Origin of the sequence: Modestobacter sp. NPDC049651 (genome assembly GCF_040659695.1) — a bacterium.
In the GTDB taxonomy this organism is placed as follows: domain Bacteria; phylum Actinomycetota; class Actinomycetes; order Mycobacteriales; family Geodermatophilaceae; genus Modestobacter.
The window spans coordinates 1-21,745 of sequence record NZ_JBFAOG010000025.1 but is presented as its reverse complement, the minus strand read 5'-3'; the positions used below and the strand labels follow the sequence as shown (position 1 = coordinate 21,745).

The following is a 21,745-nucleotide window of genomic DNA, read 5'->3' as shown; positions in this document are numbered from 1 at the left end:
CGCGGCGGCTACTCGGCGTCGAGCGGGCGCAGCCGGGCGCCGGTGGCCCGGGCCTGCGCGGCGGCCAGCAGCCCGGTGACGGCGAGCGCGTTGCGGATCTCCCCGTCGAACACCCGCTGCACGGCCTCGGCCAGCGGCACCCGCTCCACGGTCATGTCGAGCTCCTCGTGCTCGACCACGAACCCCTCGGGGCGGTCGACGTCGGACAGCCCCTCGGCGAGGTAGATGCGGATCCGCTCGTCGGAGAAGCCGGGGCTGGAGTACGTCGTCACCAGCAGCGACCACCGCTCGGCGGCCAGCTGCACCTCCTCGGCGAGCTCCCGCTGCGCCGCCTCGACCGCGGACTCGCCCTCGACGTCCAGCAGCCCGGCGGGCAGCTCCCACAGGTGCTGGCGCACCGGGTGCCGGTACTGCCGCAGCAGCACGACGCGGCCCTCGTCGTCCAGCGCGACGATGCCGACGGCGCCGCCGTGGTGCACGACCTCGCGGACGCTGGACCCGCCGCCGGGCATGGCGACGGTGTCCCGGCGCAGCGAGACGACGTGCCCGTCGTAGACGGTCTCGCTGTCCAGCAGCTCGTAGTCGTGCGGCTGGTCGGCCATCAGATGCCGACCGCCTCGTCCTCGGGCACCGGCAGCCGGGCCGAGTCCTGGTGGGTGACGGCGGCCTGCACGAACGCGGCGAACAGCGGGTGCGGCCGGGTGGGCCGGCTCTTGAGCTCCGGGTGCGCCTGGGTGCCGACGAAGAACGGGTGGACGTCGGCCGGCAGCTCGGCGAACTCGACCAGCGTGCCGTCGGGCGAGGTGCCGGAGAAGACCAGCCCGGCCTCCGCCAGCTGGTCCCGGTAGGCGTTGGCCACCTCGTAGCGGTGCCGGTGGCGCTCGGTGATCTCGGTGGAGCCGTAGGCGGCGGCCACGACCGAGCCCTTCGCCAGCTGCGCCGGGTAGCTGCCCAGCCGCATCGTGCCGCCCATGTCGCCGCGGCCGGCGACCACGTCGACCTGGGTGGCCATGGTGGAGATGACCGCGTGCGGGGTCTCCGGGTCGAACTCGGTGGAGTTCGCGTCCTCGATGCCGGCCAGGTTGCGGGCGGTCTCGATGACCATGCACTGCAGGCCCAGGCACAGGCCCAGGGTCGGGACGCCGTTGACCCGGGCGTGCTGGATGGCGCCGAGCTTGCCCTCGATGCCGCGCACGCCGAACCCGCCGGGGATGCAGATGCCGTCGGCGCCGGCCAGCGCCGCGGCAGCGCCCTCGGGGGTCTCGCAGTCGTCGGACTTCACCCAGCGGATCTCCACCCGGGAGCGGTGGGCGAACCCGCCGGCCCGCAGCGCCTCGGTCACCGACAGGTAGGCGTCGGGCAGGTCGATGTACTTGCCGACCAGCGCGATCGTCACGGTCTGCTTGGGCTGGTGCACCCGGTCGAGCAGGTCGCCCCACACGGTCCAGTCGACGTCCCGGAACGGCAGGCCGAGCCGGCGGACGACGTAGGCGTCCAGGCCCTCGCGGTGCAGCACCCGGGGGATGTCGTAGATCGACGGCGCGTCGGGGCAGGAGGTGACGCCCTCGGCGTCGACGTCGCACATCAGGCCGATCTTGCGCTTGATGCCCTCGTTGATCGGCCGGTCCGAGCGGCAGACCAGCGCGTCGGGCTGGATGCCGATGCTGCGCAGCGCGGCCACCGAGTGCTGGGTCGGCTTGGTCTTCAGCTCCCCGGACGGGGCGATGTAGGGGATCAGCGAGATGTGCAGGAAGAAGCAGTTGTCCCGGCCGATCTCGTGCCGCACCTGGCGGGCGGCCTCGAGGAAGGGCAGCGACTCGATGTCACCGACGGTCCCGCCGATCTCGGTGATCACCACGTCGACCCGCCGCTCGTCATCACCCGACCCGACCCGCCCTGCCGCGCCGGCCAGGATGCGGGCCTTGATCTCGTTGGTGATGTGCGGGATCACCTGCACGGTGTCCCCGAGGTACTCGCCGCGCCGCTCCTTGGCGATCACGTCGGAGTAGACCTGCCCGGTGGTCACGTTCGCCCGGCCGGAGAGGTCCACGTCCAGGAACCGCTCGTAGTGGCCGATGTCCAGGTCGGTCTCGGCGCCGTCCTCGGTGACGAACACCTCCCCGTGCTGGAAGGGGTTCATCGTCCCCGGGTCCACGTTGAGGTACGGGTCCAGCTTCTGCATCGTGACCCGCAGCCCGCGCGCCGACAGCAGGGCGCCCAGCGAGCTGGCGGTCAGTCCCTTGCCCAGCGAGGAGACGACACCGCCGGTGACGAAGACGAACTTCGTCGGCTGCGAGTTGGAGAGGAGTCCGCGGGAACCGTGTCCCTGGTTGGCGCTTACAGAGCTGTTCTCAGCCAGTCGACCCACGGGAGACGACCGTAACACGGGGGCCGCCGTCATCCTCGGTCGAACGGCCCGCCCGGGCCCCGGCCACCAGCCACACCAGCAGCGGCACCAGCAGGGTGGCCGCGGTGGCCGGCAGCGCGACCCCGCTGTCGTTGACCAGCGCGCCCAGAGTCAGCGACAGCGCGACCGCGGTCAGCCCGGCGCGCAGCACCCGCCGGTCCTCGGCGCCCAGCCCCCCGACCGCGTGCCCGGGGCGGCCGCGCAGCAGCCCGCCGGGGCGCAGCAGCCACACCGCGGCGACCAGCGCGACCAGCAGCATCCACGACAGCGCGCTGCCGACCAGGATCGAGAGGTTGGCCTGCCCCTTGCGGCTGACGACCGTCCACGCCTCGCCGTCGAGCACCTGGGCGACGAACCGGCCCAGGTGGCTGCGCTGGTCGGCCGGCCGTAGCCAGTCCAGCACCGCCACCCCGCCGACCACCACCACCGCCGCGGCGACGACCGCCGCCAGCCGCACGACGGTGACCCGGATCCGGGCCAGCAGCATCCCGAGCACCAGGAACCCGGGGACGGCGGACAGCACCCCGCCGAAGTCCCGGCCCAGCGACGGCGCGCCCAGCAGGCCCACGGTGACCACTCCGGCGGACAGCACCGGCACCAGCCAGCGGGCCCGGGTCTCCGGGCGCCCGCGCCGCGCGGCCCGCCGGACCAGCAGCGCCGCGCCGCCGGCGGTGAGCAGCAGCGCGGACACCGCGTACAGGCCGAAGGTCAGGTTGCCGTAGCCGGTGAACCTGCCGGCGACGATCGGGTCGTAGCCCAGCAGCCCGTCGAGCTCCAGGTGCGAGCCGGTGAGCACGTCGGCGACCAGCGTGCCCAGGGTGACCGCCAGCAGCGCCGCCGCCGGGCCCAACCGGGCCCGCCGCCAGGGGCCGAGCGCGACCAGCGCGGTGACCAGCAGGTCGGCGGCGAGCACCGTGCCGGCCAGCGCGAGCCGGGGCGAGCCGGCCAGCTCCCAGGGCACCAGGCTCGCCAGGTAGGTGGCCACCGGCAGCGCCCCGACGGCCAGCGCGACCGGCCGCAGCAGCCGTGCCCCGGCGGGTCCGGCCGGCCCGATCCGCCGGCCGCGGACCGAGACCCCGCTGAGCACCAGCAGCGCGAGCACGAGGAAGACGGCGTTGACGCCGACCAGGGTCCAGAAGAAGGTGCCGGTGGACCGGTAGTGCACGGAGGCGCGGACGTCGAGCCGGTCGAGCTCGGCGACCGCGTCGGCCAGCGGCGGCCGCGTCGCGGTGGCGGTCATCGGCTGTCCGTTGACCGAGGCCGGCTCGGGCAGCCCGAGCGCGCGCAGCACCGTGGGCGCGACGTCGATGAGCTGTGCGTAGGGCGGCCGGCCGGTGCTGGCCGAGGTGAGCCAGCCCGGGCCGAAGCCGGGCCCCTGGGCCATCGCCACGTGCAGCCGGGGCCGGCCGTCGTTGACCTCGGAGACGCCGGCCAGCAGCAGCAGCGTGCCGGGCGCCTGGGCCAGCGTGCGGCGCAGCTGCCCGACGGCCTCGTCGACCGCGCGCACCGCCTGCGCCCGGCCCCCGGGCTGGGTGCCGGAGTCGGTCTGGTCCAGCCCGGGGTGGCCGGCGTCGGTGAGGTCGTCGAGGGAGACGAGGGTGAGCGGGCAGCCCGCGGCCAGCGCGGCGGCGTCGGGGAGCTGGTCGACCAGCTGGACCTCGCTCCGGGGGCCGGCCACCGCGAGGGTGGCGGCCTTGCCGACGACGGTCGCGCAGCCGACGCTCTCCCCCAGCAGCCCGGGGACGGCGCCGAACCGGCGGGTCGCCTCGTCTGCGGCGATCGCCTCGACCGTCTGCTGCGGCTGCGTCAGGCCCAGGTCGGCGACGGACTCCTCCAGGCCGCAGTAGGAGTACGACGTGTCGACGGCGGGCGGCTGCTCCGCTGTCCCCTCCGCCGCGCCCCCGCCGTTGCCGCCCTCCGGCCCGGGTGCCGTGGTGTGGTCCGGCAGCGGCGCGCTGGGCAGCGGCACCGGCGGGACCTCCTCGGTCGCGCCCGGGTAGCGGGCGCGGTTGCCCGCCCCCAGGGTGGCCCACCCGTCGAGCAGGCAGGTGGTGGCGCGGCCGGCACGCACCGACAGCGCGCCGATCGCGGAGTCCTGCGCCAGCGCCCACAGCTCGGGGGTCGCCTGCGGGTCGACGTCGGACCACAGCAGGCCCGGCACCCCGACCACGACCGCCCGCTGCGCCCGCCAGGTGCCGGCGTCGGCGGCCTGCGCGGGCGCGGCTGCGCCGAGGACCGCGGTGGCCAGCACGAGCAGCGCGCACAGCAGCGCCCAGGCGGCGCGGGCCGCGGTGCGCATCAGCGGGCCGCTCCCGGGGCGGGAGGGCCCAGCAGCTCCCGGTACAGCGCGACCAGGTGCCGCGCGGTGGCGGCCTGGTCGGGCCAGGTGGCGGCCTGCCGCGGGCCGGCCGCGGCCAGCCGGGCGACGGCGGCGGGGTCGGTGAGCACCCCGGTGACCGCCTCGGCCAGCGCTGCGGCGTCGCCGGCGGGCACCAGCTCCGCGGCGTCCCCGACCAGCTCCGGGATGCCGCCCACCCGGGTGGCCACCAGCGGCACGCCGGTGCGCAGCGCTTCCTGGGCGGTGAGCGAGCGGGCCTCCCACACCGAGGGCAGCACGCAGACGTCGGCGGCGCCGAGCAGGTCGGCGACGTCGGTGCGGCGGCCGAGCAGGAGCACCGGGAGCCGTTCGGCGGCGATCCGGGCGGCGAGCTCGTCGTGCAGCGGGCCGTCACCGGCGATGGCGACCAGCGGGGCCGGGCGCAGCCGGTCGTCGGCGACCCAGGTGCCGACCGCGTCGAACAGGACGTCGTAGCCCTTCTGCGGGTGCAGCCGGCCGACCGCGACGACCAGCGGCCGCGGGTCCTCGGCCAGGCCGAGCTCGCGCCGCACCTCCGCGCGGCTGCGCTCGGGCAGCGGCAGCGGCGGCGCGGAGACCGGCGCGGGCCGCACGTCGCGGGCGCCCAGCCGGGTGGCGTGCGCGGCCAGGTCTCCGGAGGCGGCCAGGACGACGTCGGCGCTGCGGACGGTGGCGCGCTCCAGCCGCTCCAGCACCCGGGTGCGGAGCCCGCCGCCGGGCTGCAGGGCGTTGTGCAGGGTGACCACCAGCGGCCGTCCGGGCTCCCCCGCGACCCGGCGCGCGGCCGCGGCGACCAGCCCGGCGCGCAGCCCGTGGGCGTGCACCAGCTCGGCGCCCGCGGTGGCCCGGCGCAGCGCCAGCACCGCCCGCACGTCGGCGACCGGGTCGAGCCCGGCGGAGATGCCGACCGGGCGGAAAGCCGCGGCGGCGCTGAAGCCGAACAGCTCGTCGGTGGCCCGGGGTCCGCAGACCCGCGGCCACGCGCCGGCGGCGGCCAGCGGGCCGAGCACCGACCGGACGTGGGTCCCCACGCCGCCGGTGCTGGTGGCCAGCACCTCGGCGATGCGCCGGCCGGCCAGCGGTCGCTCCTGCTCAGCCACCTGCCACCTCCTGTCGTCCGGCACCCCGCAGCCCGTGCACCGCCGCGAGCAGCGGCCGGCGGGCCAGTCCCATGATGACCGCCCCGGCGACCACGACCACCACCGCGCCCTCCGCGAGCCCGGTGCCGACCGCGGCCGGCACGCCGCCGCCGGGCAGCGGGTCCGCGCCCAGCAGGCGTCCGGTGACCAGCCCGGCCGCGGCACCTCCCGCACCGGCCGCGAGCGCGGCGAATCCGGTGCGGGCCAGGCCGGTCACCGCACCCCCGCCGCTGACACGCACGACCACGACCAGCAGCGCGAGCCCCGCGACGGTCACCCCGGCGCTGTGCCCGGCGGCCAGGGCGGTGGCCCGGTCGGCGGTGGGCAGCACCGCGGCCAGCACCAGGTCGGCGGCCACGGCGAGCAGCCAGCCGGCCGTGATGCACAGGGTGGGCGCCCGCCACAGGCCGCGGGCGTACAGCGCCCGGGACAGCAGCGCCACCAGGCCGTAGCCGACCAGGCCGGGGGCGAAGGCGGCGATCGCCGGCTGCAGCGCCTCGACCTGGGCGGGGTCGGACCGGGCCGCGAGGAACACCCGGGCCAGCGGGCCGGAGACGGCGACCAGCCCCGCGGCCGCGAGCACGGTCGCGACGACGGTGAGCACCGCGACCGGCGCCAGCGCCCGCTGGTAGCCGGGCTCGTCGCGGAGCTCCGCGCGCTCGCTGAGACCGGGGTAGACCGAGGTGGCCAGCGGCACCGCCAGCGCCGACCAGGGCAGCAGGAACACGGTCATGCCGGCGAAGTAGACGGTCTGCGTGCCGTCGGGCGCGTCCCCGCTGGCCAGCCGGATGGCGACGACGGCCACCAGCTGCTGGCCGGCGAGGGTGAGCACCCCGGCGACCGCGAGCCGCCGCACCCGGGCGGCGACCCCGACCGGGAAGTGCAGCGCCGGCCGCAGCCCGAGGCGCAGCCCGCGCAGCGGCAGCAGCAGCGAGCCGGCCAGCGCGACGACGCCCAGCGTCGTGCCCACGCCGAGCACGAGCTCGCCGCCGCGGGTCAGGTCCGCGACCTGCCGGCTGCCGCCGGTGCCGGCGAACAGCAGGTAGGCGCCGGCCACGACCACCGACGACAGCAGCGGCGCGAGCGCGGGCCCGGCGAACCGGCGGTGCGCCTGCAGCACGCCGGTGAGCACGACGGCGACGCCGTACAACGGCACCTGCGGCGCGAACACCTGCAGGAACCGGGCGGCCAGGTCGACCTTCGCCGCGTCGTCGGCGTCCGAGCCCAGCAGCGCACCGGCGACGGGGTGCGCCAGCAGCGCCAGCAGCGCGGCCAGCGGCACCAGCACGAGCAGGCTCCAGGTCAGCAGCGCCGACGCCGTCCGGCGCACCTGCTCCCGGTCGCCGGCGGCGATGCCCGCGGCGAGCATCGGGACGACGAGGCTGGCCAGCGCTCCCCCGGCCACGACCTCGAACACGATGTTCGGCACGTTGTTGGCGGCCAGGTACGTGTCGCCGGTGCTGTCGGCGCCCACCGCGTTGGTGAACACCAGCGTGCGGCCGAACCCGGCGACCCGGGACAGCAGGGTGAGCACCGAGATGAGCAGCGCGGCGCCGGCGACGCCCTGCACGACCCGGGCGCCGGCGGGGGCGGGCGGTGCCGCGACCGGCGGGTCGGCCGGCCCTCCCGCGCTCACGCCGGGCGGCGGCCGAGCCGGTCGAGCTCGCGCAGCCCCGGCGTCGACTCGATGACCCGGGTGAAGCTCACCTTCTCGCTGGCCAGGGTGAGCGCGGTGACCACGCCGAGCAGCGCCGCCCGCGAACCGCGGCCGGGCAGCGCGGCCAGCCGCAGCCCGAGCAGGGCGCCGACGGCGTTGGCGCCGCAGTCGCCGAGCATGACCTGCTCGCCGAGGTCGGCCGGGAGCACGCCGAGCGCGGCGCCCAGCGGCCCGGCCGACAGCCCGCCCGCCGGTCCGCCGCTGGTCGCGGTCGCCAGCAGCGCCGCGGCCTTCCCGGCCCGCCCGGGGCGCAGGTCCAGCAGGTTGAGCAGGTTGGCGGTGCCGGCCACCAGGCCGGTGGTGAGCACGCCGTCCACGAGGCCCGCGGCGCCGCGCTCGCGGCGGGTCAGCACCGCGGCGACGGCGGCTGCCGTGCCGATGCCGGCGACCTTGACCGCGCCGGCGGACACCCGGCCGGCGCGCAGCGCCGCGAGGTGCCCGGCGAGGCCCTTGTCGCCGGCCTGCTCCGGGCGCGCGCCGGCGAGGTCGTCGTAGCCGCCGACCAGCCCGGCGACGCCGCCGACGACGGCCGCCGCGGCCCGCTGCCCGGCCGGGGCGCCGAGCACGGCGCTGCCGGTGGCGGCCGCGGCGAGCACCGGGCCGCCGAGCAGGCTGACCGGCCGCCGGGCGTAGTTGGTGCGCTGCCAGCGGGCACCGGCCGGGCGGGCGGCCAGCGCGGCGGCACCGGCCAGCCCGGCGCGGGCGGCCAGCGCCCCGGTCGCGACCAGCGCGGCGCGGCGGAGCGGGGCGGCGGTCACGGCGCCGCGGCCGGGACCGGCTGGGTGTTGTCCGCCGTCCCGTACGCGCCGGAGTCGCCGCGGCCCTCCGCCGCGACGGCGAGCACGGTGCTGATCTGCCCGGCCACCGCGATCAGGTTGTCGACGGTCGACACCGAGCCGGCCAGGGCGTCGTCGTCGCGCAGCGCGGCGAGCAGGCCGCCGTCCCCCGCGGAGGCGGCGTCCCCGGCGACGACCGTGCCGGAGCCGCGGTCGTCCAGCGCCGCGGCGAGCTGCACGAGCCGCTTCGTGCGGGCCTCCTCGTTGCGGCCGCCGATGGTGCCGACGGTCAGCACGACGGCGAAGTCCGCGGCGCTGACCGAGCCGGTGTCGGCGCGGTCGAGCACGCCGATCTGGCCGAGCCCGGTGAGCACGGCGGAGGTGGCGGTCGAGTCCGGCGCGATGCCGGCGTCCGCGGCGCCGGGGCCGGGCACCATGAGCACCTGGGCGAGCAGCGAGGCGACCTGGGCGCCCACGTCGTCGCCGGTGGGCGGCGTGGTGCCGGCCGGCAGCCCCGTGCCGGTCAGGTAGTTCTGCAGCGCGCTGTCCTTGGACGGCGAGGTGTAGTCGCCGGTCAGCCGCACGGTGCCGGTGACCCGGGCGCCGGCGCTGCCGAGCAGGCCGGTGACCCCCTCGACGGCGTCGCTGGGCACGTCGTTGTCGGCGACGACCAGCACGACGCTGCGGCCGGTGAGGGTGCCGCGCACCAGGCTCGGGCCGACGGCCTCCTCGAAGCTGCCGACGTCGTCGAGCTGGCCCTGCAGCTGCTGGGTCTGGGTCTCCAGGCTGCGCTTGTCCTCCTGCAGCCCGCTCACCTGGCTCTGCAGGTTGTCGACCAGCCGCCCGTTGAGCTGGGTGGTGCCGATGACGATCCCCAGCGCGATCGCCAGGAAGACCGCGATGAGCGAGACCAGGTGGTAACGGAAGTCGATCACGAGAAGAGGTTCTCCAGCCAGAACACGAAGCTGTCCCATTGGTCGACCAGCAGGTCGAGGTAGATGTGCCCGGTCGTCGAGACCCCGACCGCGGCCCCGATCGACACCAGCGCGGCGAGCACCAGCAGCACCAGCGCCAGCACGGAGATCCGGCTGCGGTACAGCCGGCTCACGCCCTTGGCGTCGACCAGCTTGCCGCCCAGGCGCAGCCGGGTGAGGAAGGTCGACGCCATGCCGCCGCGGCCCTTGTCGAGGAACTCGATCAGCGTGGCGTGCGTGCCGACGGCGACGATGAGCGAGGCGCCCTTCTCGTCGGCCAGCAGCATCGCGATGTCCTCGCTGGTCGCCGACGCCGGGAAGGTGATCGCGTCGACGCCGAGGTCCAGCACGCGCTGCAGGCCGGGCGCGCGGCCGTCGGCGTAGGCGTGCACGACGACCTCCGCGCCGCACCGCAGCACCGAGTCGCTCACCGAGTCCATGTCGCCGATGATCATGTCCGGCTGGTAGCCGGCCTCGATCAGCGCGTCGGCCCCGCCGTCGACGCCGATGAGGACCGGGCGGTAGTCGCGGATGTAGGACCGCAGCGCCGCCAGGTCCTCCTTGTAGTCGTACCCGCGGACGACGACCAGCGCGTGCCGGCCCTCGAGCTTCGTCCGGACGTCGGGCACGCCGACGCCGTCGAGCAGGAGCGCGCGCTCCCGCTTCATGTACTCCATCGTGTTGGCGGCGAAGGCCTCGAGCTGGGTCGACAGGCCCGCGCGCGCCTCGGCCATCGCCTCGGCGACGGTCTCCTGGGTCTGCTCGACGCCCTCGGCGACCAGCTCGTCGTCGACGTAGAGCCGGTTGCCGTCCAGGCGCCCGGTGGCGCCCTCCTTGATCCGGGCCAGCACCTCCTTGCCGACACCGTCGACCAGGGGGATGCCGGCGTCCACCAGGATCCCGGGACCCAGGTTGGGGTACCGGCCCGAGGTGCTGGCGCTGGCGTTGACCACCGCGGCCACCTTGCAGCCCACCAGGGAGTCGGCGCTGACCCGGTCGATGTCGACGTGGTCGATGACCGCGATGTCGCCGGGCCGCAGCCGCTTGGTGAGGTTCTTGGTCCGCCGGTCGACCCGGACGACGCCGGAGACCCCCGGTGCCGTCTCGGACGGCCGTCCGCGCCGCAAGGTGCCGATGCGCATGGGGCCGATGCTCCCATGGGTGCCGATCCGGTCCGTCCCGACGCGCAACAGCAACCATGTGATCACGGTCGGTGAGCGACACCACCGGAGAGCGCGGCGCGCCACACCTCCACCGGCATGTCGCTGCCCGGGGACGGGACCGGCCCGTCACTAGCGTGGCTGCTGTGACTGGAGGGGCCGCCGCCCGGCGGAGTGCTGCCACTGTCCTGCCCGATCCCGCCCAGCCGCACGACCCTCGACCCGAGGTCGAGGGTCGGGGTGCTGAGCGCGCGGGCGCCGAGGAGCTGCTCGCCGACGGCGGAGCGGTCGCCGTCGACCCCGCCGAGACGGCCCGGGTGGTGACCTTCAGCCCGCGGCCGCCGATCCCCCGGCCGGTGGAGGTGCCGGCCGAGGAGCCCGACGGCTCCCCCGCCGAGCCCGCCGCCGGGGCCGCTGCCGAGCCCGCCGGCTCCCCCGCCGCGGAGGCACCGGCCGCCCCACCGCGCCGGCGGGCGCGCCGGGGACCCAACAAGCGCGAGGTGCGCTACCAGCAGACCCGCGAGGCGATCGTCGACGCCGCCGCCGAGCTGTTCGACGAGCGCGGCTTCGACGCGGTCAGCGTGCAGCAGATCGCCAAGCGCGCCGGCGTGGTGGAGAAGACCGTCTTCAACCACTTCCCGGTCAAGGAGGGGCTGGTCTTCGAGGCCGACCCGCCGATCCGCGCCGCGCTGCTGGCAGCCGTCGCCCGCCGGCGCAGCGGCGAGTCGGTCTCCGCGGCGGCCGGCACGTTCGTCGTCGCCGCCGTCTGCCAGCTCGGCTCGCCCGCCGCGGCCGAGGGCGTGACCGCGATGGCCCGGGTGATCCGCGGCAGCCGCACCCTGCAGGCCCGCGAGCGGGAGATCCTCGGCACGCTCACCGACGCCCTCGCCGCGGAGATCGCCACCGAGACCGGCGCCGCGGCCGGCGACCTGGAGCCGTGGCTGGCGGCCAACGCCGTGCTGGGCCTCTACGCGTCGCTGCTGGAGCTCGCCCGCGACCGGGTGCTGGCCGGGGACTCCGGCCCCGGGCTGGTCGACGAGCTTCGCCACCGCGGCCAGCGCGGGCTGGCTCTGCTGCAGTTCGGCCTGGCGGGGTACGCCAAGCGCCGCTGAGCGGCGGCCGGGTCAGGCCCGCTCGGCGGCCACCGCGAGCAGCTCGCGGGCGTGTGCCTGGCCGGTGCCGCTATCGGCCAGGCCGGACAGCATCCGGGCCAGCTCGCGCACCCGGTCCTCGCCGCGGACGGCGCGGATGTCGGTCTCGGTGACCCCGGCGGCGGAGTCCGGCGCCTTGTCCACCACCAGGTGCGTGTCGGCGAACGCCGCGACCTGCGCCAGGTGGGTGACGACGACGACCTGGTGCTCGCGCGCCAGCCGCGCGAGCCGCCGGCCGATCTCCCCGGCCGCCTGCCCGCCGACGCCCGCGTCGACCTCGTCGAACACCATCACCGGCACCGGGTCCGCGCCGGCGAAGACCACCTCGATGGCCAGCATCACCCGGGACAGCTCACCGCCGGACGCGCCCTTGTGCACCGGCCGCGCCGGCGCCCCCGGGTGCGGGGACAGCAGCAGCGCCACCTCGTCGGCGCCCTCGGGGCCCAGGTGCGCCGGGTCGCTGTCGATCCGGAAGGACACCCGGGCGTTCTGCATCGCCAGGCCGGCGAGCTCCCGGCCCACCTCGGCGGCGAACCCCTCCGCGGCGGCGGTGCGCCCGGCGGTGACCCGCGCGGAGAGCGCGTCCAGCTCCGCCCGGGCGGCGTCCCGCTGCGCCTCCAGGGCCTCCAGCGCCTCGTCGGAGACGTCGAGCTGGCTGAGCCGGTCGGCCGCGTCGGCGGCCCAGGCGAGCACGCCGGCCAGGCCCTGGCCGGGATCGGCGTACTTGCGCACCAGCGCGGTGATCGCCGCCCGCCGGTCCAGCACCTCGGCCAGCCGCGCGGGGTCGGCGTCCAGGTCGCTGACGTAGCCGGCCAGCTGCACGGCGACGTCGGAGACGACCGCCACCGCGTCGGCGAGGTCGCGGGACAGCAGCACCAGCGCCGGGTCGTCGGAACCGGCGAGCGCCCGCTCGGCGGTCGCCAGCGCGCTGGACGCGTCGGCGGTGAAGTCACCGCCGCCCAGCTCGCCCGTGGTGTCGCCGACCAGCGCCAGCCGGGCCTCGTCGGCGACGGCGCGCAGCGCGTCGGCGTCCCCGAGCCGCTTGGCCTGCGCGTCGAGCGTCTCGTCCTCCCCCTCCTCGGGGGCGACGGCGGCGACCTCCTCCAGGCCGTGGCGCAGCACGTCGGCGGTCTGGGCGAGCTCGCGGGCCTGGCTGCGGCGCCGGTCCAGGTCCTCGGCGAGCTCCCGCCACCGCGCGTGCGCGGCCCGGTGCTCCTCGACCAGTGCCAGGTGGTCCGGGCCGGCGTAGCGGTCCAGCGCGCGGCGCTGCTCGGCCGGGCGGGTGAGCCGCAGCTGGTCGGTCTGGCCGTGCACGGCCAGCAGGTCCTCGGCGAGCTCGGCCACCACACCGACCGGGACGCTCCGCCCGCCCAGGTGCGCCCGGGAGCGGCCCTCGGCGCTGACCGTGCGGGCAAGGATCAGGCTGCCGTCGTCGTCGGGCTCGGCGCCCGCCTCCGCGGCGCGGGTCCAGACCGGGGAGTCGGTGGGCAGCACCAGCCGGCCCTCCACCCCGGCCCGGCCACCGGCGCGCACCCGGCCGGGGTCGGCGCGGCCGCCGAACAGCAGGGTGAGGCCGGTGACGACCATCGTCTTGCCCGCGCCGGTCTCACCGGTGACCACGGTCAGCCCGGGGCCGAGCTCGAGGGTGGCGTCGTCGATCGAGCCCAGCCCCCGGATCCGCAGCTCCTCCAGCGCGCCGTGCGGGGCGGCCGCCGGCCGGGTGGGTGCCGGGGCGGCGGGTGCGGCCTTGCGCGCGGGCTTGTCAGTCCGTGCCGTCCGCGTGGCCACGGTGCACCTCCTCGGGGGTGCGCGAGGCGCCGTTGACCTGCTGGTCGGCGGTCCCGGCGAAGCTGGTGAGGTCGCGGGTGAGCACGTTGCCGGTGGGCGCCTCGTGCCCGGGGCCGTGCAGCCGGGCGGAGCGGAAACCGCGCACCGGCAGCCCGAACTTGGCCACCAGCCGGTCGCCGAAGGTGGCCGGGTTGACCCGGGCGATGCGCACCGGCCGGTCGGAGCGGCGGACGTCGACCCGGCCGCCCTCGGGCACCTCGACGGTGCGGCGGCCGTCGGCGGAGACCCGGGCCCGGGCACCGTCCGGCGGCACGGCGACGGTCAGCACCGAGTCGGGGCTGGTGACCAGCGGCCGGGAGAACAGCGCGTGCGCGTTGGCGGGCACGACCAGCAGCGCCTCGACGTCGGGCCAGACGACCGGACCGCCGGCCGAGAAGGCGTAGGCGGTGGACCCGGTCGGGGTCGCGCACAGCACCCCGTCGCAGCCGAAGCTGGTCAGCGGGTGCCCGTCGACGGCCAGCACGACGTCGAGCACGCGGGAGCGCTCGACCTTCTCCACCGAGACCTCGTTGAGCCCCCAGGTGGTGCCGACCGGCGTGCCGTCGGCGTCGCGGACGGTCGCCTCGAGGGTCAGCCGCTCCTCCACCATGTACTCGCACTCCTCGACGGCGGTGAGCATCTCCTCGACCGCGTCGGGCTCGGTCTCGGCCAGGAAGCCCACCCGGCCGAGGTTGACCCCGATGATCGCCGCGTCGGTGGGCCGGGCCAGCTCGGCGGCGCGCAGGAACGTGCCGTCGCCGCCGAAGACCAGCACGATCTCGGCGTCCTGGGCGGCCTGCGGGCCGGACGCGCAGACCTCGGCGCCGGGCAGGGCCAGGTCCTCGGCCTCGTCGTCGAGCACCCGGACCACGAACCCGGCCTTCGCCAGCCGCTCGGCGGACGAGCGGGCCAGCGCGACGATGTCCGCGCGGCCGGTGTGCGCGGCCAGGAGCACTCGGCGCACGCCGTCCGGGCCGGTGGTGCACCCCGCGGTGCCGGGGGTGGCGTCCTCGCTCACTGCGGTCCCTCCTGAACTGCTCGGTCGACGTCGGCCTGCTGCGGTGGTGGCGCGTCCCGGCGCAGCCACAGGAAGAACTCCACGTTCCCCGCCGGTCCGGGCAGCGGGCTGGCCACCACGCCGGCGGTGCCCCAGCCGAGCTCCGCCGCGGCTCGGGCGACGGTGAGCACCGCCTCGCCGCGCAGCGCCGGGTCGCGCACCACGCCGCCGGTGCCCAGCCGGTCGCGGCCGACCTCGAACTGCGGTTTGACCATCGGCAGCAGGTCGGCGCCGGGGGTGGCGCAGGCGGTGAGCGCGGGCAGCACCAGCCGCAGCGAGATGAACGACAGGTCGGCGACCACCATGTCGGCGGCGCCGCCGATCGCCTCGGGGGTGAGCTCGCGGACGTTGGTGCGCTCGTGCACGGCGACCCGGTCGTCGGTGCGCAGCGACCAGGCGAGCTCGCCGTAGCCGACGTCGACGGCGACGACCTCGCGGGCACCCCGGGACAGCAGCACCTCGGTGAAGCCGCCGGTCGACGCCCCGGCGTCCAGCGCCCGGCGGTCCGCGACGTCGACGCCGAAGGCGTCCAGCGCGCCGATCAGCTTGTGCGCGCCGCGGGACACCCACTGCGGGGTGTCGGGGTCGGTGCGGACGACGACCGGGGTGCCGGCCTCCACACCGGTGGCGGGCTTGGTGGCGGCCTGACCGCCGACGGTGACGCGCCCCTCGGCGATGAGGGTGACCGCGTGCTCCCGGGAGCGGGCCAGACCGCGGCGGACGAGCTCGGCGTCGAGCCGGCTGCGGCGGGCCATCAGAGCTGGTCGATGGTGGACAGCTCGCGCTGCAACCGCTCGAGTTCGGCGTCGAAGACCCCGACGTGCTCGGCGACCGGGCGCCCGGCGAGCCCCGCGAAGCGGTCCTCGTCGGCGCGCACGGCCGGGCCGGGGCGCGGACCGGGAGGCGGGCCGGGGACCGGGCGGTGCTGCTGGTCGCTCACGATGTCCTCCTCCGCTGTCCCGGTCGGCCGCGCACCCGGCGGGCAGCCGGGCGCGGACGGTCGTTGGTCTCCGCTCCGCAGGTTACAAGCGGCAGGCGACATCCCGCCGGGACGGCGGTGGACAGCGGCCGGCGGGAGGGCCGGTGCCGGGGCGGTAGCGTCCCGCAGCGGCGTCCCGCCCGGGCGCGCCGCACCCGAGCCGAGGAGGACGTCGCAGGTGGCGACGCTGGAGCAGTGCATGACGGCCCTCACCGGGTTCGTCGGTCGACTCGCCGCGTCGGAGGGCGCCCGCGGGCTGGACCGCACGGTCTCCTGCCGGCTGACCGACCTCCGGCAGGTGGTGCACGGCCGGCTGGCCGCCGGGTCGGTGCACGACATGACCGCCGAGCCGGACGGACCGGCGGTGCCCAAGGCCGACATCCGGCTGACCATGACCAGCGACGACCTGCTGGCGCTCACGAGTGGCCGGCTGGCGTTCGGCCCGGCCTGGGCCGGCGGCCGGGTGAAGCTCGAGGCCGGGCTGCGCGACATGCTCCGGCTGCGTTCGCTCCTCTGACCTCCCTCAGCTGACGGCGAGCTCCCACCGGGCGAGGGCGGCGGCCGCGGCGTCGTCGGCGGCGCGCACCGGGCACGGGGCACCGGACTGGGGGTGGCGCGCCCAGTGGGCCACGGCGAGCGCCCGCAGGCCGTCCAGGCCGTCGTCCGCACGCTCCTCGGTGGACTCGCCGACGTGCCGCAGCACGACCGCGGTGTCGCCGGCCTCGGCGACCCAGCCGGCGCACCGCCAGCCGCCCTCCACGGCGGTGACGGCCGGCGCGGGGTGCAGCAGCCCGCCGGCGTCGGCGGCGATCAGGTCGGGGCGGTGCACCGGCCCGGCGGCGAGCAGCGCCTCGGGCGTGGTCACCCCGGAGAACACCAGCAGGCTGGGGGCACCGGCGCGCCGGGCGCCCTCGATGTCGGTGTCCAGCCGGTCGCCGACCACCAGGGGGCGCTCGGCGCCGGTGCGGCGGACGCACTCGGCGTGCATCGCCGGGTCGGGCTTACCGGTGACCAGCGGGTCCTGCCCGGTGACGTCGCGGACCACGCCGACGAGCGCACCGTTGCCGGGCAGCACGCCGCGCGGCGACGGGATCGTGGCGTCGACGTTGGTGGCCACGTGCCGGGCGCCGCCGCGCACCGCGACGACGGCCTCGGCCAGCTGCGCCCAGCCGACCTGCGGCCCGTAACCCTGGACGACGGCGACCGGCCGGTCCTCGGCGGAGTCGACCACGCGCAGCCCGGCGGCGGTCAGCGCCGCGGCCACGCCCGGACCGCCGACCGGCAGCACCGGCGCACCGGCGCCGAAGCGCTCGGCGACGACCGAGGCGGCAGCCTGGGAGCTGGTGATGACGTCCTCCGGGACCGCGGGCACGCCCAGCTCGGTGAGGTGCGCGGCGACCTGCTGCGGGGTGCGGGCGGCGTTGTTGGTGACGAAGCCCAGCCGCATGCCGGCCTCCCGGGCGGCCGCGAGGGCCGCGGGCACGCCGGGCACCGCGGCCGGGCCGACGTAGACGACACCGTCCAGGTCGAGCAGGGCGACGTCGTGGACGCGGGCGGGCGGCTGCGAGGAGCCGGCGGCCAGCGAGGGGGTGGGGGTCACGGGCGGTCCTCCAGAGCGCCTCGGCGGGCCCGGACGCCGCGCAGCGCCCGGCTGTAGTGCCCGAGATCGGGACGCATCGCGACGGCGAGCGCCAGGTGCTCGGCGGCCAGCTCCAGCGCGCCGGCGCGGCTGGCCGCCAGGCCCAGCCCGAACTGGGCGTAGTCGTCGGTCGGGTTGACGTCGATGAGCTGGCCGAAGCTGCGGATCGCCGCCTCGTAGCGACCGGCGTCGTACTGGGCTCGGGCCAGCGCCTCCAGCAGGCTGCGCGAGCCGGGTTCGGCGGCGACCGCGTGCTCGAGCAGGGTCGCGGCCGCGTCGGGGTGCCCGCTGGCCAGCAGCTGCAGGCCGCGCTGGTACCAGTCGTAGACCTCGCCGTCCGGGCGGCGGGCGGCTCCCGGGTCCCCGGTGCCGGTGTCCTCGGCGCCGGACGCGGGCCGTTCCCCGGGCGACGGCTCGTCCGCGGTCGGCCCCCGCGACCCTGGTCCCTGCGGCACCGCAGCTCCTCCCCCGGCGCTCGACCGGTCCTGGTGGGCGGGACGCAGGTCCCGGTGGGAGCCCACCGACGCCGCCCGGTGGACGGTGCCGTGGCGCTCCTACGATCGACTGCGTGCCCTCGACGTCGGCGGACGACCCGCCTCTGGACCCGGCGGGCCTCGACGTCCGGCCGTTCCGGGCCCTGACCTACCGCGAGCACGACCCCGACCAGCTGGCCCGGGTGAGCTCACCGGCCTACGACCTGGTGACCGCGGCGGGCCGCGACCGGCTGGCCGCGGCGGATCCGCACAACATCGTGCGCCTGATCCTGCCGCACGTCGAGCGGACGCCGGGCGATCCCGCGCCGGGCGAGGGCTCGGCGCGGACCGCCGCGGCGACCCTGGCCCGCTGGCTGAGCGAGGGCGTGCTGGCCCGCGACCCCGCGCCGGCGCTGTGGCGGTACGACATGGCCCGGCCCGGCGTGCCGGCCACGAGCGGCTGGCTGGCCGCCGTCGGGCTGCCGCGCCCCGGGTCGACCGCCGTCCTGCCGCACGAGGACACCTACGCCCCCGCCGTCGAGGGCCGGCGCGCCCTGCTCGACGCCACCGCGACCGACCTCGAGCCGATCGTGTTGGCCCACGATCCCGACCCGGTGGTGCGCGCGGAGACCGAGCGGGCCGGCACGGGCGTACCCGCGCTCGAGGTGGCGGACCCCGACGGGGTGGTGCACCGGCTCTGGCGGGTGACCGACCCCGCCACGCTGACCCGGGTGACCGCGGCGTTCGCCGGCACCGGCGCGGTCATCGCCGACGGCCACCACCGGTTCGCGGCCGCCCGGGAGCACCAGGTGCGCGGCGGGCACGACGACGAGGCGGTGCTCGCGCTGCTGACCCCGATGGGGCCCGGCGGGCTGCGCCTGCAGGCCATCCACCGGGTGCTGCCCGACCTCCGGCTCGACGACGCCACGGCCGCTGCCGCCCGCGGGTTCACCGTCACCGAACTGCCCCTGGACGGTGGGCTGCGGCCGGCGGTCGGCCGCTGGGTCGACGGCGCCGAGCGGCCGGCGTTCCTGCTGACCGACGGCACGCGGGTGGTGCAGCTGACCGCCCCCGCGCCGGAGCTGTGGGCGACCGTGCCGGCCGAGGCGCCGCCCGCGTGGCGGCGGTTGGACGTGGTGCTCGCCCACCACGGGCTGTTCGGCTCGCTGCTCGGCCGCCCCGACGATCCGGCCTCGGTGCTGGTGGCCCACGACGTGGACGAGGCGCTCCGGCTCGCGGCCGAGCGGGCGGGGGTCGCGGTGCTGCTGCGCTCCCCGTCCCCGGCGGACGTCGCCGCGGTCGCCCGGGCCGGCGCCCGCATGCCGCGCAAGTCGACGCTGTTCGTGCCCAAGCCGCGCACCGGGCTCGTCCTCCGCCCGCACGACGAGCAGCCCGGGCACGGCGGCTGAGCCGAGGGGTCAGGCACGGTCATGCCGACCGCGGAGCGGAGCGCTGACCGCCGCGGGCGACCTTGCGACCCCGCCGGCAGTTCACCTCGTAGGCCACCGCGGTGCCGGTGGGCGTCCGCCAGAACCTGCGCTGCAGCGACCCCTCGACCTCCACGACGTCCGCGTCGGTCCAGGCGACGGCGTGCCGCTGGAGGGCGGGCAGGAGGCTGACGCAGGTGATCACGTCGGACTTCGGGCCCCGGGGCCGCGGGTTCGCCCGCCGGACCACCAGCTTGAACACCAGGAGCGTGTCGCCGCTGGGCAGCGGGCGCAGCTCGGGCGGGGCGGACAACCGGCCCCGGAGGACGACGTCGTTGCGGTCGATGACTGCCAGGCTCATGCTCGGAAGCCTCGCGGCGACGCCACTGGCCGGCCAGGACCGCCCGTGAACTGTGGACGGCCCTGGCCGGTGTGGACGGTCGCGCTCAGTCCGTCGGACGCTCCTGCTCCGTGGCCGGGTCAGCGGCCTCCTGGAACAGCCGGCTGTGGTCGAACTCGGCCACGGGCCGGGGCGCGGTCTCCCCGAGCAGCTCGGCGACCTCGGCCTCGATGTCGTCCTCGCTCTCGTCGTACTCCAGGAGCTCGGTCTCGCTGACGCCGTCGACCGGGGTCATCAGCTCGGCGTCATCGTCGTCCCCGGTGTCGGCGACGGCCTCGTCGTCCTCGTCGTCCTCGTCCTCGTCAGCGACGTCGGTGACGGGGTCGTCGAGCTCCTCGTCGTCCTCGGTGAACTCCACCTCGGCGAAGTGCTCGGAGACGCCGGTGAGGTCGTCGGGGTCGGCAGCGGCGATCGCGCCGTACCACTCCTGCGCCGCCGAGGTCTCACCGCGCGCGGCGAGCAGGTCAGCGTAGGCGGTGGCCAGCCGCAGCCGGCCGAGGTCGGCGCGACCCAGCGTGGACGGCGTCGGACGGCCGCCCAGCGCCTCCTCGAGCACCAGGGCGGCGGCCGCGGCCTCGCCCAGGTCCGACCGGGCGCCGGCCTCGACCAGCCGCAGCTCGACGAGCTCGTCGTGGTCCGGGTGCGCCTCGAGGGCCTCCTGGATCAGCCGCAGGGCGTTCTCCGGGCGCCCGAGCGCCCGCTCGCAGTCGGCCAGGACGGCGCGGTAGCTCTGGTCGCCGCTCATCCGCGCGTAGGCGCGCAGCTCGCGGGCGGCCTCGGCGAAGTCACCGGCGTGGTACGCCGCGACACCGACCGCCTCGCGGACCGCGGCGATCCGGGAGGCCCGGTCACGAGCAGCCCGGGCGTGCTCGAGAGCGAGCTCCGGCTCGTCCTCCAGCAGCCCGCCGGCGGCCACCAGGTGACGACCGACCGTCTCGGCGTTGCGGGGGTCCAGGCCGCGCAGCGCGGCGCGGACACCGGGGTCGAGGTCCCGCGGGTCCGCCCACTCGGGGAAGTCCGGGCCGGGTGCCCGTCGAGGAGCGGCATGCTCACGGCTCTCGGCGCCGCGGTCGGCACCCGGGCGACGGTCCTGCCACGACGGCCGGTCACCCTGCGGACGTCCACCACCCTGCGGACGGCCACCACCCTGCGGACGGTCACCACCCTGCGGACGGTCACCCGCCGGCCGACGGTCCTGCCACGCGGGTCGGTCACCCTGCGGGCGCCCACCACCCTGGGGCCGGCCACCCTGCGGACGGTCGCCGGCCGGGCGACGGTCCTGCCACGAGGGCCGGTCACCCTGCGGACGCCCACCACCCTGCGGACGGTCGCCGGCCGGGCGGCGGTCCTGCCACGAGGGCCGGTCACCCTGCGGGCGCCCACCACCCTGCGGACGGTCGCCGGCCGGGCGACGGTCCTGCCACGACGGCCGGTCACCCTGCGGGCGCCCACCACCCTGCGGACGGTCGCCGGCCGGGCGACGGTCCTGCCACGACGGCCGGTCACCCTGCTGCGGACGGCCACCACCCTGCGGACGGTCGCCGGCCGGGCGACGGTCCTGCCACGACGGCCGGTCACCCTGCTGCGGGCGCCCACCACCCTGCGGGCGCCCACCACCCTGGGGGCGGCCACCACCCTGGGGTCGGGCGCCCTGCGGACGCTCACCGGCCGGACGCCGGTCCTGCCACGACGGCCGGTCGTTCTGCTGAGGACGGCCGCCACCCTGGGGCCGACCACCCTCGCGGCGGTCCCCCTGGGGACGCTCACCGGCCGGACGCCGGTCCTGCCAGGACGGGCGCGCCCCACCCTGGCGGTCGCCACCGGGACTGCGGTCCTGCCAGCTGCGCCGCTCGCCACCGCCGGCAGCGCCGCCGCGCTGGCCACCACCGCCCTGACCGCGACCATTGCCCTCGCCGGCCGGCCGCGAGCCGCGGTGGCCTGCCGGGCGCTGCGGGCGCCCACCGGAGCCCGCCCGGCCACCGCCGGCAGCACCACCGCCACGCGCACCTGGGTTACGGCCTCGGTCGGCTCCGTCGGAGCCCCGTCGCGGAGAAGTCATGACTACTGGGTTACCTCACGGTCGGGGGCGCACGCCTGGCGTGCTGCCCGGGCCCTGCTGCCGGTCGGCTGTTGGCGACGGCATCGGGACTCCTGGTGGCGGACACACAGAAACGGGGGCCGGAGCATGATGCTCCGACCCCCGTTTCGAATGATTGTCCGGCGGCGTCCTACTCTCCCACCCCGTCCCCAGGGCAGTACCATC

The 21,745-nt window shown here is 77.2% G+C and carries 19 protein-coding genes; 3 read left to right on the top strand and 16 right to left on the bottom strand.

Annotated elements, in window-relative coordinates:
- Positions 1-8: 8 nt before the first annotated feature.
- Genes AB0J00_RS21335 through steA form a run of 8 tightly spaced genes read right to left on the bottom strand, consistent with a single transcriptional unit; the run spans position 9 to position 10,511 of the window.
- On the bottom strand, positions 9-602 hold the full coding sequence (locus AB0J00_RS21335) for an NUDIX hydrolase (protein WP_357748942.1): 594 nt from the start codon (positions 600-602) through the stop codon (positions 9-11).
- Positions 602-2,368 carry a CTP synthase gene (locus AB0J00_RS21330; protein WP_357748939.1) on the bottom strand — a complete coding sequence of 589 codons (1,767 nt, stop codon included), beginning with the start codon at positions 2,366-2,368 and terminating at the stop codon, positions 602-604. The genes AB0J00_RS21335 and AB0J00_RS21330 overlap by 1 nt, the downstream gene beginning before the upstream one ends.
- Positions 2,352-4,706, bottom strand: coding sequence for a hypothetical protein (locus AB0J00_RS21325; protein WP_357748938.1), 2,355 nt, complete (start codon positions 4,704-4,706; stop codon positions 2,352-2,354). The genes AB0J00_RS21330 and AB0J00_RS21325 overlap by 17 nt, the downstream gene beginning before the upstream one ends.
- Entirely contained in the window at positions 4,706-5,863 is a 1,158-nt protein-coding gene (locus AB0J00_RS21320) for a glycosyltransferase family 4 protein (RefSeq protein ID WP_357748936.1), read from the bottom strand. The genes AB0J00_RS21325 and AB0J00_RS21320 overlap by 1 nt, the downstream gene beginning before the upstream one ends.
- Entirely contained in the window at positions 5,856-7,538 is a 1,683-nt protein-coding gene (locus AB0J00_RS21315) for a lipid II flippase MurJ (RefSeq protein WP_357748933.1), read from the bottom strand. Before AB0J00_RS21315 ends, AB0J00_RS21320 begins: the two co-directional genes overlap by 8 nt.
- On the bottom strand, positions 7,535-8,377 hold the full coding sequence (locus AB0J00_RS21310) for a hypothetical protein (RefSeq protein ID WP_357748931.1): 843 nt from the start codon (positions 8,375-8,377) through the stop codon (positions 7,535-7,537). The genes AB0J00_RS21315 and AB0J00_RS21310 overlap by 4 nt, the downstream gene beginning before the upstream one ends.
- Positions 8,374-9,330 (bottom strand): copper transporter, encoded by a 957-nt coding sequence (locus tag AB0J00_RS21305; RefSeq protein WP_357748928.1) that lies wholly within the window; start codon positions 9,328-9,330, stop codon positions 8,374-8,376. The genes AB0J00_RS21310 and AB0J00_RS21305 overlap by 4 nt, the downstream gene beginning before the upstream one ends.
- On the bottom strand, positions 9,327-10,511 hold the full coding sequence (gene steA, locus AB0J00_RS21300) for a putative cytokinetic ring protein SteA (protein ID WP_357748926.1): 1,185 nt from the start codon (positions 10,509-10,511) through the stop codon (positions 9,327-9,329). The genes AB0J00_RS21305 and steA overlap by 4 nt, the downstream gene beginning before the upstream one ends.
- 164 nt (positions 10,512-10,675) lie before the next feature.
- Between steA and AB0J00_RS21295 the strand changes: the two genes are divergently transcribed.
- Entirely contained in the window at positions 10,676-11,641 is a 966-nt protein-coding gene (locus AB0J00_RS21295) for a helix-turn-helix domain-containing protein (RefSeq protein ID WP_357748924.1), read from the top strand.
- 12 nt (positions 11,642-11,653) lie between these two features.
- On the opposite strand, the gene recN is transcribed toward AB0J00_RS21295, so the two are convergent.
- The 4 genes from recN to AB0J00_RS21275 are packed head-to-tail and all read right to left on the bottom strand — an operon-like array spanning position 11,654 to position 15,504.
- Complete coding sequence (recN, locus tag AB0J00_RS21290) at positions 11,654-13,468, bottom strand: DNA repair protein RecN (RefSeq protein ID WP_357748921.1); 1,815 nt, start codon at positions 13,466-13,468, stop codon at positions 11,654-11,656.
- Entirely contained in the window at positions 13,443-14,525 is a 1,083-nt protein-coding gene (locus tag AB0J00_RS21285) for an NAD kinase (RefSeq protein ID WP_357748919.1), read from the bottom strand. The genes recN and AB0J00_RS21285 overlap by 26 nt, the downstream gene beginning before the upstream one ends.
- Complete coding sequence (locus AB0J00_RS21280) at positions 14,522-15,319, bottom strand: TlyA family RNA methyltransferase (RefSeq protein ID WP_357748917.1); 798 nt, start codon at positions 15,317-15,319, stop codon at positions 14,522-14,524. Before AB0J00_RS21280 ends, AB0J00_RS21285 begins: the two co-directional genes overlap by 4 nt.
- A complete protein-coding gene (locus AB0J00_RS21275) occupies positions 15,319-15,504 on the bottom strand; it encodes a hypothetical protein (RefSeq protein ID WP_357748914.1) in 186 nt (61 codons plus the stop codon). Before AB0J00_RS21275 ends, AB0J00_RS21280 begins: the two co-directional genes overlap by 1 nt.
- Before the next feature lie 238 nt (positions 15,505-15,742).
- Between AB0J00_RS21275 and AB0J00_RS21270 the strand changes: the two genes are divergently transcribed.
- Positions 15,743-16,060 carry a sterol-binding protein gene (locus tag AB0J00_RS21270; RefSeq protein ID WP_357748912.1) on the top strand — a complete coding sequence of 106 codons (318 nt, stop codon included), beginning with the start codon at positions 15,743-15,745 and terminating at the stop codon, positions 16,058-16,060.
- 6 nt (positions 16,061-16,066) lie between these two features.
- On the opposite strand, the gene AB0J00_RS21265 is transcribed toward AB0J00_RS21270, so the two are convergent.
- Together AB0J00_RS21265 and AB0J00_RS21260 are read right to left on the bottom strand one after the other, a co-directional pair.
- Positions 16,067-17,143: an HAD-IIA family hydrolase gene (locus AB0J00_RS21265; RefSeq protein WP_357748909.1), complete on the bottom strand. Its 1,077-nt coding sequence runs from the start codon at positions 17,141-17,143 to the stop codon at positions 16,067-16,069.
- Entirely contained in the window at positions 17,140-17,637 is a 498-nt protein-coding gene (locus AB0J00_RS21260; RefSeq protein ID WP_357748906.1) for a tetratricopeptide repeat protein, read from the bottom strand. The genes AB0J00_RS21265 and AB0J00_RS21260 overlap by 4 nt, the downstream gene beginning before the upstream one ends.
- 113 nt (positions 17,638-17,750) lie before the next feature.
- Between AB0J00_RS21260 and AB0J00_RS21255 the strand changes: the two genes are divergently transcribed.
- The gene (locus AB0J00_RS21255) at positions 17,751-19,064 is read left to right on the top strand and encodes a DUF1015 domain-containing protein (RefSeq protein WP_357748903.1); all 1,314 of its coding nucleotides are present in this window, start codon (positions 17,751-17,753) and stop codon (positions 19,062-19,064) included.
- Between the two features lie 19 nt (positions 19,065-19,083).
- On the opposite strand, the gene AB0J00_RS21250 is transcribed toward AB0J00_RS21255, so the two are convergent.
- Both AB0J00_RS21250 and AB0J00_RS21245 read right to left on the bottom strand, forming a co-directional pair.
- Positions 19,084-19,443: a single-stranded DNA-binding protein gene (locus tag AB0J00_RS21250; protein WP_357748901.1), complete on the bottom strand. Its 360-nt coding sequence runs from the start codon at positions 19,441-19,443 to the stop codon at positions 19,084-19,086.
- An 85-nt stretch (positions 19,444-19,528) separates the two neighbouring features.
- Positions 19,529-20,398 (bottom strand): tetratricopeptide repeat protein, encoded by an 870-nt coding sequence (locus AB0J00_RS21245; protein ID WP_357748899.1) that lies wholly within the window; start codon positions 20,396-20,398, stop codon positions 19,529-19,531.
- Between the last annotated feature and the right edge of the window lie 1,347 nt (positions 20,399-21,745).